At 64.8% G+C, this 13,333-nt stretch carries 10 protein-coding genes; 5 read left to right on the plus strand and 5 right to left on the minus strand.

What is annotated here, in order from left to right; all coding sequences use genetic code 11:
• Positions 1-191 precede the first annotated feature (191 nt).
• Positions 192-3,263 carry a D-2-hydroxyglutarate dehydrogenase YdiJ gene (gene ydiJ / locus NP80_RS00405; protein ID WP_006405427.1) on the minus strand — a complete coding sequence of 1,024 codons (3,072 nt, stop codon included), beginning with the start codon at positions 3,261-3,263 and terminating at the stop codon, positions 192-194.
• A 151-nt stretch (positions 3,264-3,414) separates the two neighbouring features.
• On the opposite strand from ydiJ, the gene NP80_RS00410 reads away from it, so the two are divergent.
• A complete protein-coding gene (locus NP80_RS00410) occupies positions 3,415-4,302 on the plus strand; it encodes a LysR substrate-binding domain-containing protein (RefSeq protein WP_035488494.1) in 888 nt (295 codons plus the stop codon).
• A gap of 121 nt (positions 4,303-4,423) precedes the next feature.
• Here the strand turns inward: NP80_RS00410 and NP80_RS00415 are convergent, their stop codons facing one another.
• Complete coding sequence (locus NP80_RS00415; protein ID WP_006408965.1) at positions 4,424-5,281, minus strand: DMT family transporter; 858 nt, start codon at positions 5,279-5,281, stop codon at positions 4,424-4,426.
• Positions 5,281-6,165 (minus strand): MurR/RpiR family transcriptional regulator, encoded by an 885-nt coding sequence (locus NP80_RS00420; protein ID WP_006408968.1) that lies wholly within the window; start codon positions 6,163-6,165, stop codon positions 5,281-5,283. The genes NP80_RS00415 and NP80_RS00420 overlap by 1 nt, the downstream gene beginning before the upstream one ends.
• A gap of 74 nt (positions 6,166-6,239) precedes the next feature.
• On the opposite strand from NP80_RS00420, the gene NP80_RS00425 reads away from it, so the two are divergent.
• Positions 6,240-7,136, plus strand: coding sequence for an oxidoreductase (locus NP80_RS00425; protein WP_006408971.1), 897 nt, complete (start codon positions 6,240-6,242; stop codon positions 7,134-7,136).
• Positions 7,137-7,284: 148 nt separating this feature from the next.
• Here NP80_RS00425 and NP80_RS00430 read toward each other — a convergent pair whose 3' ends face one another.
• Positions 7,285-8,172 carry an EamA family transporter gene (locus tag NP80_RS00430; RefSeq protein ID WP_006405432.1) on the minus strand — a complete coding sequence of 296 codons (888 nt, stop codon included), beginning with the start codon at positions 8,170-8,172 and terminating at the stop codon, positions 7,285-7,287.
• A gap of 272 nt (positions 8,173-8,444) precedes the next feature.
• Between NP80_RS00430 and NP80_RS00435 the strand changes: the two genes are divergently transcribed.
• Entirely contained in the window at positions 8,445-9,857 is a 1,413-nt protein-coding gene (locus NP80_RS00435) for an aminotransferase-like domain-containing protein (protein WP_006408961.1), read from the plus strand.
• A 197-nt stretch (positions 9,858-10,054) separates the two neighbouring features.
• Here NP80_RS00435 and NP80_RS00440 read toward each other — a convergent pair whose 3' ends face one another.
• Positions 10,055-10,828: an IclR family transcriptional regulator domain-containing protein gene (locus tag NP80_RS00440; protein ID WP_006399257.1), complete on the minus strand. Its 774-nt coding sequence runs from the start codon at positions 10,826-10,828 to the stop codon at positions 10,055-10,057.
• Positions 10,829-10,969: 141 nt separating this feature from the next.
• On the opposite strand from NP80_RS00440, the gene NP80_RS00445 reads away from it, so the two are divergent.
• Both NP80_RS00445 and NP80_RS00450 read left to right on the plus strand, forming a co-directional pair.
• Positions 10,970-11,776 (plus strand): shikimate dehydrogenase family protein, encoded by an 807-nt coding sequence (locus NP80_RS00445; protein ID WP_006405434.1) that lies wholly within the window; start codon positions 10,970-10,972, stop codon positions 11,774-11,776.
• Positions 11,777-11,852: 76 nt separating this feature from the next.
• A complete protein-coding gene (locus tag NP80_RS00450) occupies positions 11,853-13,235 on the plus strand; it encodes an MFS transporter (protein ID WP_006408963.1) in 1,383 nt (460 codons plus the stop codon).
• Positions 13,236-13,333: the final 98 nt, after the last annotated feature.

The raw sequence follows: 13,333 nt of genomic DNA on the forward strand, positions 1-13,333 counted from the left end.
ACGATAGACGGCACGTCGTTCGATGCGCGCTTCGCAAGCGGCGTTCGCGATCGGTCGATCGCTTCTCGCCGCCCCGCCCTGTCATGCCATCGCAGCCGCCTGTGCGGCCGCCTGAGTTCGCTGCAGCAACTGCTCCCGCATCTTCCCCATCGTCGCGATGTTGCGCGTCTGCACGTCGCCGAAGCCGCGATTCACTGTGCCGCCCGCACGTGATCGAGCAGCACTTGCAGCGGATGCCGCACCTGCCGCGCGGACATGCGCTTGACCTGACTGCGGCACGAATAGCCGGTCGCCAGCGCTTCGCCAGCCGGCTCCGGTGCATCGACGTGCGCGGCCCACGACTGCGCGTAGATCGTCCGCGACGTATCGACGTTGCGAGCCTCGTGTCCATACGTGCCCGACATCCCGCAGCATCCTGCCGGCTGGACCTGCAGACGCAAGCCGCGGCGCGCGAATACCTGCACCCATTGCTTGCCGCTGTCCGGTGCGTTGGTCTTCTCGGTGCAGTGCGGCAGCAGCCGATACGCGCGTGCCGCGTCGCCGGCCCGCGTATCGGCCCGTGTATTACCCCTCACATCGGGCAGCACATCGAGCAGCCACTCCTGCGGCAGCGCGACCGGCGGCACGTCGTGCAGCCCCGGCACCTTGCGGTATTCCTGCCGATACGTGAGCGTGATGGCGGGATCGACGCCGACGAGCGCGACGCCCGCACGCGCGAGCGCAGCCAGCTGCGTCGCGTTGCGGATTGCGGCCCGCTCGAATGCGCGCAGGAAGCCCTGCACGTGCAGCGCCTTGCCGTTCGGCGCGAGCGGCGCGAGCCACACGTGAAAGCCGAGCCGCGCGGCCAGCTCGATCAGCGTCGCCAGCTGTTCGGTGTCGAAATAGCGCGTGAACGTGTCCTGCACGATCACGACGCTGCGCGCGCGCTGCGCATCGGTCAGCGCGGCGAGCGCATGCGGATCGGCCGGCCGCACGTTCCACTGCCGAATGACGGCCGCGAGATCGAAGCGGCTCAGCAACGGGCTGTCGACCATGCCGACGTGCCGTTCGAACAGCGTGCGCACCCAGCCCGCACGCATTAGTCCGTTGTATAGCGCCGGCACGCGCGCGAACCACGGCACTGTGAATTCGAGCGAGCCGATCAGGTAGTCGCGCAGCGGCCGCAAGTAGCGCTGGTGATAAAGCTCGAGAAAGCGCGAACGGAACTCCGGCACGCTGACCTTGACCGGACACTGCCCCGCGCAGGACTTGCACGCGAGGCATCCGGCCATTGCGTCGTACACGTCGTGCGAAAAGTCCGCTTCGCCGCGACGTGCGGCGCGCGTGTTGCGCCAGCGGTCGACGAAGCCGCGCAGCCACGGCTGCCGCTCGCGTGCGGCGGCGAGCACGTCGGCGCCCGCTTCTCCTTGCAGACGCAACCATTCGCGCATCAGCGACGCGCGCCCCTTCGGCGAATGCACGCGCTCGCGTGTCGCCTTCCATGACGGGCACATCGCGTCGTCAGGATCGAAGTTGTAGCACGCGCCGTTGCCGTTGCAGTGCATCGCGGTGCCGTAGCTTTGCCATACGCGTTCGTCGATCTGCCGGTCGTGCTCGCCGCGCGTCGGCACTTCGTCGATCTTCAGCAGCCGCATCGCGGGCTGCGGCGGCGTCGCGATCTTGCCTGGATTGAACTGGTTGTGCGGATCGAACGCGGCTTTCAGCTGCTGCAGCGCCGGATACAGCTCGCCGAAGAACGCCGGCGCATATTCCGAACGCACGCCCTTGCCGTGCTCGCCCCACAGCAGCCCGCCATGCCGCTGCGTGAGCGCGGCTACCGCATCCGACACGGGCCGCACCAGCGCGGCCTGCTTCGGGTCCTTCATGTCGAGCGCCGGGCGCACGTGCAGCACGCCCGCATCGACGTGGCCGAACATCCCGTACCGCAGCCCGTAGCCGTCGAGCAGCGCGCGGAATTCGGCGATATACGCGGCGAGATTCTCGGGCGGCACGGCCGTGTCTTCGACGAACGGTTGCGGGCGCGCTTCGCCCTGCACGTTGCCGAGCAGCCCGACGGCGCGCTTGCGCATCGCGTAGACGCGCTTCACCGCATCGTCGCCGGCCGCGATCGTATGGCCGAGGCGCTCGACCGTCGTGTCGGCGCGCAGATGCTCGACGAACGCGCGTACGCGCGCGTCGACCTCGTCGGCATCGTCGCCGCTGAACTCGATCAGGTTGATGCCGAGCGTCGGGCGCCGGTCGTCCTGCGGGAAATAGTCGGCGACGCTGCTCCACACGAAATCCTTCATGGCGAGCATCAGCACGGTCGAGTCGACGGTTTCGATCGACAGCGGCTTGAGCTCGAGCAGCGCGCGCGCATCGCGCAGCGCCTCCATGAAGCCCGCGTAGCGCACGTTGACGAGCACCGAATACTTCGGAATCGGCAGCACGTTGAGCGTCGCCTCGACGACGAAGCCGAGCGAGCCTTCCGCACCACACAGCACGCTGTTGAGGTTGAACCGGCCGTCGGCCTCGCGCAGGTGCGCGAGATCGTAGCCGGTCAGGCAGCGGTTCAGCTTCGGGAACTTCGCCTCGATCAGCGCGGCGTGGTCGTCGCTGATCCGGCGCGCGGTGCGATAGACCTCGCCGATCCGGTCCTGCCGCGCGCAACGGCGCGCCAGCTCGTCGTCGGGCAGCGCGGTGCTATGCAAGCGCTCGCCGCCCGGCAGCACGAATTCCAGCGCGAGCACGTGATCGCGCGTCTTGCCGTACGTGCAGCTGCCCTGCCCGCTCGCATCGGTGTTGATCATCCCGCCGATCGTCGCGCGGTTCGACGTCGACAGCTCCGGCGCGAAAAACAGTCCGTGCGGCTTCAGCGCCGCATTCAGCTGATCCTTGACGACGCCCGCCTGCACGCGCACCCGGCGCCGCTTGACATCGATCTCCAGAATCCGGTTCAGGTTGCGCGACAGATCGACGACGAGCCCATCGGTCAACGACTGTCCGTTCGTGCCGGTGCCGCCGCCGCGCGGCGCAACGACGATGCCGCGATGCGCCGGCTGCGCGAGCAGCCGCGCGAGTCGTTCGACGTCGCCTACGTCGGATGGGCATACGACCGCCTGCGGCAGGCGCTGGTAGATCGAGTTGTCGGTCGCCTGCACGGTGCGGTTCGCGTAGTCCGCGCGGATTTCGCCGGCAAAGCCGGCCGCGCGCAGCGCATCGAGAAAGTCGCGATAGGCCGCGGCGGTCGGGGCGGCGGGACGGGGCAACGGAGCGATCGGCATCGGAGGAACAGGTCAAGAGAATGAATCCGTCCGCGGCCGCCGCCGAATCATGAATTTTGAGCAAGTTTCCGCGCGGCCGAGGTTTCCAGTATCGTTCGGATAATAGCCGCAAACAAACGTATTCTTGTCCGTCGACACTTGCATAAAACTCATGAATTATCGGCGTCTGACTCCGTCCATGTCGTTGCTGCTCGTCTTCGAGGCCGCCGCGCGTCATGAGAGCTACACGCGCGCGGCCGACGAGCTGTCGCTGAGCCAGAGCGCGATCAGCCGGCAGATCCAGACGCTCGAGGATCAGCTCGGCGTGCCGCTGTTCCGGCGCGAAGGCCGCTCGGTAAAGCTGACCGACGTCGGCCGCCGCTACTTCGCCGAGGTCGGCGGCGCGCTCGGCCGCATTCGCGGCGCGACGCTGCAGGCGATGTCGCATCAGGCGGGCGCCGGCACGCTGCGGCTCGCGACGCTGCCGACGTTCGGCTCGAAATGGCTGCTCCCGCATCTGCATGACTTCTATGCCGCGCATCCGGGCGTGACCGTGCATCTGCATTCGCGGATCGGCAACATCGATTTCCACGTCGACGATCTCGACGCGGCGATCGCGGTCGGCACCGGCGACTGGCCGGGCCTGCATGCGCACCGGCTGTACAACGAGTTTCTGATCGCGATCGCGAGCCCCGACGCGCCGCCCGACGCAAACGGCGAGCGCGCCCCTGCGTGGGCCGCTCGGCAGACGCTGCTCGGCGTGACGAGCAATCAGCACGCGTGGGCGGAATGGTTTGCGCACTACCGGCTCGACCACCGCCAGATGCGGATCGGCCCGAGCTTCGAACTGACGTCGCACCTGATTCAGGCCGTGCGCGCCGGAATGGGGATCGGGCTCGTGCCGAAAGTGCTCGTCGAGGACGAGCTGAGCCGCAACGAACTGGTGTCGATCGGCGAAGCGATCACGAGCCGGCGCAGCTACTACCTCGTGTATCCGCCGGAGAACGAATCGTTGCCGTCGTTGGCGGCGTTTCGGGATTGGCTGATGAACGCGCGCTGAAACGTGCGATCGAGATCGGGTTCGGGTTCGGATCTGTTTGAAACGCCGCTTCCGCGCGATCGTGCGCCGCGCTCGTCGCTCATGTGCCGGCGAAGCGAGTGCAGCGCTGTTTCTCCAAACCTCAAAGACTGATCGCAGCGATCCCGGCCAGCACGACGACGGCGCCGGCGATGCGGCGCGCCAGATGATCTTCGCGAAAGAGCCAGTACGCGAGAAGCGAGCCGATGATGATGGACGATTCGCGCAAGGGCGCGACGAGCGCCAGCGGCGCAGAGAGCATGGCGGTCAGCACGAGGACGTAGGCCAGCGGAGAGAACACGGCGACGATGAGAATCGGCACGGTATCGACGCGGATGGCGGCCTGGATTCGATGCCCTCGCCGCAGCGCGCTTGGCGTCATGATCAGACTCTGTAGCAGCAGTGTGCCGGCGTAGTAACTCACGGGCGCCAGGTGCAGCGTGGTGACCGAGTAGCCGTCCCACAGCGTGTAACCGGCAATGGCGGCACCCGTCGCGACACCCCACAGCATTCCCTTGAGCGGCGCACGCCCGTGCGTGGCTGGATGGCCAGTGACGACAAAAATACCCGCAACCACGAGGCATGCACCGAGCATCGCGACCGGGGTAAGCCGCTCGCCCATGAAGAGCATCGCGAACAGTATCGTGAGTAGCGGCCCCGTCCCTCTGGCGACCGGATATACGACGCCGAGTTCGGCGCGATCGTAACCGGCCTGCAAGGCCAGCGAGTAAACGATGTGCAGCGCCGCCGAAACGGCCGCCCCCGCCGCAAGTTGCCAGTCGATCGTCTGCTGCCCCTTGACGATCTGCACGATGCCGATCGGCACACAAAGCAGTGTCGAGACGCAGCTATAGGCCCAGACGAACACCAGCGTGTCTTCCCGCTTGTACTTCGAGGCGAGGTTCCACACGGCGTGGGCGACGGCCGCGGCAAGGACGATCGCAATCGTGCCGGACTGCATCAATCGATGTCGGGCAGATCGATACCGGCGCGCTCTGCGCAGCGGCTGCGCGCCGGATCGCGCAGCGCGAGGGCGGCGACCAGCGCGTCGATAACGACGAGCTGCGCCAGGCGACTGCCCGCAGCGGCCATCTGCGCCGGCAACGGCGCGCCGCCGACGACCAGCGCGATGTCTGCGAGGTTCGCCAGCGGCGTCCCGTATTGGTTGGTGACGGCAACGAGCGTGGCGCCGGCCGAGGATGCCGCATCCGCGACGGCGAGCGTCGAGGACGTGCGCCCGGTCGAACTGACCGCGATGACAACATCGCCGGGCCCGAGAAGCCGGGCCGCGATCATCGCCGAAAGATAGTCGGGAATCCCGACGGTTGTCACGCCGACCGCGCGCAACCGGAAGACTGCGTCGGCGGCGACGGTAGCCGAAGGGCCGGCACCGAACGCGAATACCTGGCGCGCTTGCTGAATCGACGCGACCGCCTTGTCGAGCGCGGCGATTTCAATGGCCCCGCTGAGTGCGGACAGTGCATCGACGCCCGTGCGGATGGACGTCTCCAGCACCGCGGCCGAGCTCGCGTCCGCAGTGAGTACTTCAGGCGGCGCGAAAAAGCGGGCGGTGCCGCGAGCACGCGCGATCTCGATTTTGAGCTCGGTGAACCCCGTGAACCCAAGCGCACGTGCGGCGCGAATGACGGTGGGCGGCGAAACACCGGCACGCGCGGCGACCTGTGCGGTCGTGCTCGCGCCGACGAACAGCGGGTCGCTCAGCAAGAGCTCGACCACCTTCGCCTCGCTCGCGGCCAGATCGCCGCTGCGGGCTTGAATGCTGCCGATCCATTGCTGCAGACGTCGTTCGCCGCCTGAAACTCCATTACCAATATCTTCACTCATGTGTAATATATTACGTACCGTCTGCCACGCGCGCAACCATTCCGTCGGCATGCGCGGTTACAGGAGTCCCTCTCATGAACGCCGAAATCGGTACTGAAATCGCTGTCGTCGGCCCGGGCGCCATCGGCACCACGGTCGCGGCGGCACTGCACGAAGCGGGCCGCACGCCCTTGCTGTGTGGCCGCACGCCCCGCGATGAGTTGACGCTGCGCGATGGCGACCGCCTCATCGTCGTGCCGGGCCCGGTCCGAACGGATCCCGCGGAAATCGGTCGCACGGTCGATCTTGTCTTCCTGTCAGTCAAGGCAACGCAAACTGCCGCGGCCGCAGAATGGCTGACGGCGCTGACCGGCCCGGAAACCGTGGTGTGTGTCTTGCAGAACGGAATCGAGCAGTTGGATACGGTGGCCCCGCATTGTTCGCAAGGGCGGATCGTTCCCGCGGTCGTATGGTTTCCCGCGCAGGCGCAACCGGACGGCTCGGTACGGTTGCGAGGCGACGTGCGCCTCAGCCTGCCGGATACGGCGGATGCCCGCACGGTGGCCGACGCGTTGCGCGGGACGCGATGCGCCGTGGACGTGACGGCCGCCTTCAGTTCTCTGGCCTGGCGCAAATTGTTGCAGAACGCGGTAGCCGGTCTTATGGCGCTCACGGTCCGCCGCTCGGGCATGTTCGGCCGCGCCGACATCGACGAGCTTGCACTGGCTTATCTGCGCGAATGCCTGGCGGTGGCTCGCGCGGAAGGCGCTGAACTCGGCGACGAGGTGCCACAAGAGATTCTCGACAAGTTCCGCGCAGCGCCTGCCGACATGGGCACCTCCATCCTCACGGACCGGGAAGCCGGCCGGCCGCTGGAATGGGATATCCGCAACGGTGTCATCTCGCGTCGCGGCCGGGCGCACGGCATTCCGACGCCGATCAGCGACGTCCTTGTGCCGCTCCTCGCGGCCGCGAGCGACGGGCCGGGTTGATGCCCTGACGGCTGTAGATTGCCCCATACTCGCCCCCCCCGTGAGCCGATCTGCAGGTACGAAGGTCGCCGTCGACAGCAGGGCCCCGGCATCGATTGCCATTTCTTCCGTCACATGGGGCCGCTTCTCCGTGGGCGAGAGCTGCTGATCAAATCTGCGCGCGTCGCAAGATCACCCCACTGATCTGCTTTCCGTACAGGCCGATAGCCAATCCCAGCACGACGAGGGCTGTGGCGGCAACCTTCGGCGTACCGATATGCTCACCGAAGACCAGTACCGAGCCCACCATGCCGAAAATGGGTACGAGCAACGACAGCGGTGCTACACGCGACACCGGGTACGTTTTCAAAAGCTTGTTCCAAGCCCAATAGCCGAACAAGGTCGTCGGATAAACTTGAAACAGTATCGAGAAGATCGCCGACCAATTCAAACGAGACAGGGTCTCCACATAGATCTGTGTGCCGTGCTGGAACAACGCGATCGCAAAGAGCGGAACCGGCGAAAATAGACTCGACCAGACAAGAAACGCCAACACGTCTTTGGTGCCCGCTCGCTTAATGATTATGTTGGCCACACTCCATGAAAGCGCGCCGATCACGACAAGTGCGACTCCCAGCGTGCTGACGGACCCGTCGGTGATGGTGATGATCGCGGCCAGTCCGATAAGCGCAAGGACAATACCTGCGTACTGGTATCTCGAGATCGATTCCTTGAATACGAATGAACCGAGAAGAATCGTGAAAAACGCGCTAAATTGCAAAACCAGTGATGCGATGCCCGCTGAGAGGCCCGCTTGGATTCCCAGGTTCACGACGCCCCAGAGCCCCACGCCGAACAGCAAGCCGTAACTGGCCAGGTATCCGATGCCCACTTGCGGCCGTCGAAGTATGAAAACGGCGGGAATGGCACAGAGCGCGAAACGTATACCTGCAAGAAGGAACGGATCGACTGACGTCAATCCGAGTTTGATCACGGAAAAATTTGCGCCCCAGATTGCCGTCACGAGGACCGCAAGGAGAATGTGTTTAGTTTTCACGATATCGTTTGTGGATAGTCAGAAGAGAATCGATAAATTGATGTGACGCTGACGTCATGCCGCTTTCGACCATGGTGAGGATGCTTGCATAGAAACAAAATTCGTCGGCGAGCCATATGCATATATTTTTATCCGATTAGCGATTTAAGATCGCCCGATAGGATGAACGGCGTGCGAACTCATTGTTCCGCTGCATACGCTGTAATGGAATGAACACTTGATCAACTGTCACCACGAAGTGTCAGCTAGAATGCACTGAACACTTCCTGTAAATGGCCGCCATGAAAATCGCCCTTGATCCCCTGAAGCCTGTATCGCTTAAGGAACAACTCGTTTATCAGATCGAGGACATGATTCGCTCGCGGCAGGCGCCGGTCGGCACAAGGCTTCCCTCGATTCGCCAACTCGCCACGGCCAACCGGGTCAGCCGTTTTCCGGTCATGGAGGCCTATGACCATCTCGTGTCTCGAGGTTTGATCGAGCCCCGGCATGGCTCCGGTTTCTATGTCACAAACTGTGTTGGCCCCTACGACCATTGGCCTCCCGGTGCAGATCCTGAAGTGGCCCGCGCAGAGTCCGGACAGATCCTGCGGCAGTTCGATGCCCCGGGGGGAGCGCCACCCTTGTCGAGCGGCTTTATTCCGGCCGCGTGGCGCGACGTTGAGGGCATTGCACAGTCCGTGCGACACGTTTCACGCACCGATATCATGAGCCTCGTCGACTACGCAGTGCCGCAGGGTGACGGAATTCTGAGAACGCAAATTTCGCGTCAGCTTGCCCGCTTCGAAATCGGTGCTCCGCCTCAGCAGATTCTTGTCACACATAGTACAAGTCACGCTCTCGATCTTGTCGCACGCATGATGCTGCGCCCTGGCGATACGGTATTCGTGGAGGATCCCGGTTATTTCAACCTGTTTGGCCTGCTCAAACTGCAGGGGATTCAGTTAATCGGGGTTCCACGTCTGCGCACCGGACCGGACGTTGATGCGATGCAAGCATTACTTGCAGCGCACCGCCCTAAACTGTTCTTCGTTAATACGGTATTCCATAACCCAACCGCCACGAACATAGCGCCGCAAATCGCATTTGCGATTCTGCAACTGGCGCAACAGTACGATTTCTATGTCGTGGAGGATGACGTCTACGCCGACTTGCAATCGGCCCCGACGCAACGACTTGCCGCGTTGGATCAGCTCAATCGCGTGATCTACGTCAATGGATTTTCAAAAACATTGTCTTCGTCGCTGCGACTCGGATATATCGCTGCACATGCTGATCTAATTCGTCATCTCGTCGACGTGAAAACATTGACGAGCATGGGAGGCACACGATTCGCAGAAAACGTCGTCGCGACACTTCTTGAACGAGGTCTCTATCGAAGGCACATGGAAAAGTTGCGACACAAGGTAAATGATGCGTTAATGCGTGCGGTCGAACAATTGCGACGATCGGGCTGGGAAACATACGAGGAACCATGTGGCGGGATGTTCGTGTGGGCACGTGTGCCGCATATCGAGGACTCCGCACGCCTGGTCGAACACGCGGCCGAGTATGGAATCAACATCGCACCGGGTGCCCATTACCGGCCTGGCAATCAGGCATGCCCTTGGTTGCGCTTCAACGCGGCGTACATGCGCGAAGGGCAGACGCCGGCGTTCCTCGATAGCGCGGCCAGCTTGCGCTGATCCTTGAGCAGCAGGTCCGGTGTTCGCATCCGTTCCTGCAACTGCCGGGACGACCAGCGCTCAGCCGACAGCGCTCGATGTAGGACTCGCGCTTAAACGGATCTTCGGCGCACATCGGCGTTTTCAGATGAGTCCGGCCCGATTAACACTTCAGCCGCGCGCATGTAGCGGTGATGAGTCGACCTCGTTCGGAACCCTCACATGTCGATAATCGGCCGCAGCAGCGCCTGCCCTTCATACAGATAACGCAGACAGCGCTCGCGAATGTCGTCGAGCGACAGCGACGACACCTGCGTCGTGATCGTGAGGCTCGCGCACATCTGCCCGGCGCGATTCGTCAGCGGCACGCCGAGGATCCGCATGCCGACCTCGTACTCCTGATCCAGTTCCACGTACCCCTGCTCCCGGATCTGCGCGACGATCGCCTTGATCTCGTCGACCGACGTGCGCGTAAACGGCGTCAGCGGCTTGCGCTCGACGCGCGCCAGATACGCGTCGACCTCGTCGTCGGGCAGCGACGCGAGCCACAGCCGGCCGCTGCCCGTGCAGTACATCGGTAGCCGATAGCCCTGCCGGATCGACATCGACGACACGTTCGCGATCCGGCTGCGCACGATATGCACGACCTCGTCGCCGTCGAGCACGGCTACCGACACGTGTTCGCGCGTTTCGCTCGCGACCTTCTCGACGATCGGCCGCAGCATGCGCGGCAGCCGCGCCGAATCGACATACGCCTGGCCGATCCGCAGCGTCTTCGCGGTCAGCCAGTATTGGCGGCTGTCGGTCTGCGCATAGCCGTCGTGCACGAGCGTCAGCAAAAAGCGCCGAGCCGCGCTTCGCGTGAGCCCGGCAAGACGCGCGACGTCGGCGACGCTCAGCCGCGGTGTTTCCTCGGTGAACAGCTGGATGATCGCGAGCCCTTTCTGCAGACCGACGATCAGGTCGCGCTCGTGGATGGGCGGCTGGGGCATGGTTTGGGTCCGAAACGGCAAACGAGTGCGATTATCGCATCGTCATTGCGCTGATCGCTCGAATCGGCCGATTCCGGCGTTGTCGCGCGCCGGCCGCGGTCGCACCATGCGTGCTGTTCGCCCTCCCACTCCGGTGCATTCATGATCAGCGGTACGACCGAATTATTGGCCATCGTCGGCTCCCCCATCGCGCAGGTGAAATCCCCGCAGAACTTCAACGCATGGTTCGCGCGTCATGGCAAAGACGCATCGATGATTCCGATCGATCTCGAACGCGAATCGCTCGACGCGTTCGTCCGGACGCTGCGCGCATGGCGCAATCTTCGCGGCTGCGTGATCACCGTGCCGTACAAGCAGGAGATCGCCGCACGCATCGACATGCTCAGCGAGCGTGCGCACGCACTCGCGTGCGTGAACGTGATCCGCCGCGAAGCCGACGGCACGCTCGCGGGCGACATCGTCGACGGCGACGGTTTCCTGAAGGCCGCGCGCCAGCACGGCTTTTCACCGCGCGGCGCGCGGGCGCTCGTGATCGGCGCCGGCGGTGCGGGCAGCGCGATCGCGTGGGCGCTGTGCGAGCACGGCGCGACCGCGCTCACGCTCGTCGATCTCGACGCATCGCGCACGCAGCGGCTGCGCGCGCTGCTGCGCGCGCGTTTTCCGGCGGTCGACACCGGCACGCAGGTCGATTCGCTCGCCGCGTTCGATCTCGTCGTCAACGCGTCGCCGGCCGGCATGCCGGACAACGACGTGCTGCCGCTCACCGAACATCGGCTCGCGACGCTGCGCGCGACCACGCTCGTCGCGGACGTCGTCACGACGCCGGACATCACGCGCTTTCTTGCGATCGCGCGCCGTACCGGTTGCCGGATCCAGACCGGCGCCGAGATGGCGCTCGCGCAGTTCGACGACCTGCGCGCGTTCATGACGGCGCCGCTCGCCGCGTGAGCCCGTGCGCCGCGCGCGCCGGCGCGAACCACTGCGCGCAGCCCACCTACCCGATAGCAAAGACAGGAGACGACAGATGAACCTCGATGCGACAACCGCTGCGCCATCCATGCAGCAGACCCGGCGCGCGACCGCCAGCGGCTGGATCGGCTCGGTGCTCGAATACTACGACTTCTTCATCTACGCGCAGGCCGCGTCGATGGTATTTCCGCAGCTGTTCTTTCCGCACGGCGATCCGACGCTCGCGATCGTCGCGTCGCTCGCGACGTACGGCGTCGGCTACGTCGCGCGGCCGATCGGCGGCTTTGTGCTCGGGCGCCGCGGCGATACGCACGGCCGCAAGCATCTGCTGCTGTTGTGCATGTTCCTGATGGGCGTGTCGACGTTCGCGGTCGGCCTGCTGCCGACGTACCGGCAGATCGGCATCGCGGCGCCGATCGCGCTCGTCGTGCTGCGGTTGATCCAGGGCTTCGCCGTTGCCGGCGAAATCTCGGGCGCGAGCTCGATGATTCTCGAGCAGGCGCCGTTCGGCAAGCGCGGCTACTACGCAAGCTTCGCGCTGCAGGGCACGCAGGCCGGCCAGATCCTCGCGGCGGCGATCTTCATGCCGCTCGCATACTGGCTGCCGGCCGATGCGTTCGTGTCGTGGGGCTGGCGCATTCCGTTTCTGCTCAGCGCACTCGTGCTCGCCGCCGGCTACATGATCCGCCGTCATGTGCAGGAATCGCCTGCGTTCATCGGCGAAGGCACACAACACGCGATGCCCGAATCGCCGATCCGCGTCGCGCTGCGCGACAGCTGGCGCGACATCGTGCGGATCGCGGTCATGGCGACCGCCGCGGTAATCGCGATGGTCGCGACGATCTTCGGCGCCGCATATGCGGTGCAGCCCGCCTACGGGATCGGCTTTCATGCGGATACCTATCTGGTGATCCCGTTCGTCGGCAACGTCGTCGCAGTGATCCTGATTCCTTTCGTCGGACGATTGTCCGACCGCATCGGCCGCCGCATTCCGGTCGTCGTCGGTTCGCTGGGCGCGGGGCTGCTGTCGTATGCGTATCTGTATGCGATCAGCGCCGGCAACGCGCCGGCCGCGATTCTCACGTCGGTGCTGATGTGGGGCGTCGTCTATCAGGGCTTCAATGCGGTGTTCCCGAGCTTCATGCCGGAACTCTTTCCGACGCGCACGCGCGTCTCCGCGATGTCGATCGGGCAGAACATCGGCATGGCGCTGACTGCGCTGCTGCCCTCGCTGTTCGCGGCGATCGCGCCGCCCGGCACGCACGACATTCCGCTGCGGATCGGCACCGTCACGCTCGCGATCAGCGCGCTCGCGGCCGTCGCCGCATGGACGGCACGCGAAACGCACCGCACGCCGCTGCACGAACTGGGCGGCCCCGCCGCGACGCGCCGCGCCGCCGAACGCCTTGCACCGGCCGACGCGATCGAGGCGCGCTGAAGCAAAAACGCACGGTCTGTCGCAATCGTGATGATTCGCGTCGTGTCCGGATAAAAGCGCGGCCGCCGCGGCGCCGTTAACGCGTTCGCAGCCCGGGC

The sequence above is a fragment of the Burkholderia multivorans ATCC BAA-247 genome (assembly GCF_000959525.1).
GTDB classification, from domain to species: domain Bacteria; phylum Pseudomonadota; class Gammaproteobacteria; order Burkholderiales; family Burkholderiaceae; genus Burkholderia; species Burkholderia multivorans.

Excerpts from the sequence above, each read along its gene's own strand:
- ydiJ (WP_006405427.1), bottom strand. The coding sequence starts at position 3,263 with ATGCCGATCGCTCCGTTGCCCCGTCCCGCCGCCCCGACCGCCGCGGCC.
- NP80_RS00410 (WP_035488494.1), top strand. The coding sequence starts at position 3,415 with ATGAATTATCGGCGTCTGACTCCGTCCATGTCGTTGCTGCTCGTCTTC.
- NP80_RS00415 (WP_006408965.1), bottom strand. The coding sequence starts at position 5,281 with ATGCAGTCCGGCACGATTGCGATCGTCCTTGCCGCGGCCGTCGCCCAC.
- NP80_RS00420 (WP_006408968.1), bottom strand. The coding sequence starts at position 6,165 with ATGAGTGAAGATATTGGTAATGGAGTTTCAGGCGGCGAACGACGTCTG.
- NP80_RS00425 (WP_006408971.1), top strand. The coding sequence starts at position 6,240 with ATGAACGCCGAAATCGGTACTGAAATCGCTGTCGTCGGCCCGGGCGCC.
- NP80_RS00435 (WP_006408961.1), top strand. The coding sequence starts at position 8,445 with ATGGCCGCCATGAAAATCGCCCTTGATCCCCTGAAGCCTGTATCGCTT.
- NP80_RS00440 (WP_006399257.1), bottom strand. The coding sequence starts at position 10,828 with ATGCCCCAGCCGCCCATCCACGAGCGCGACCTGATCGTCGGTCTGCAG.
- NP80_RS00445 (WP_006405434.1), top strand. The coding sequence starts at position 10,970 with ATGATCAGCGGTACGACCGAATTATTGGCCATCGTCGGCTCCCCCATC.
- NP80_RS00450 (WP_006408963.1), top strand. The coding sequence starts at position 11,853 with ATGAACCTCGATGCGACAACCGCTGCGCCATCCATGCAGCAGACCCGG.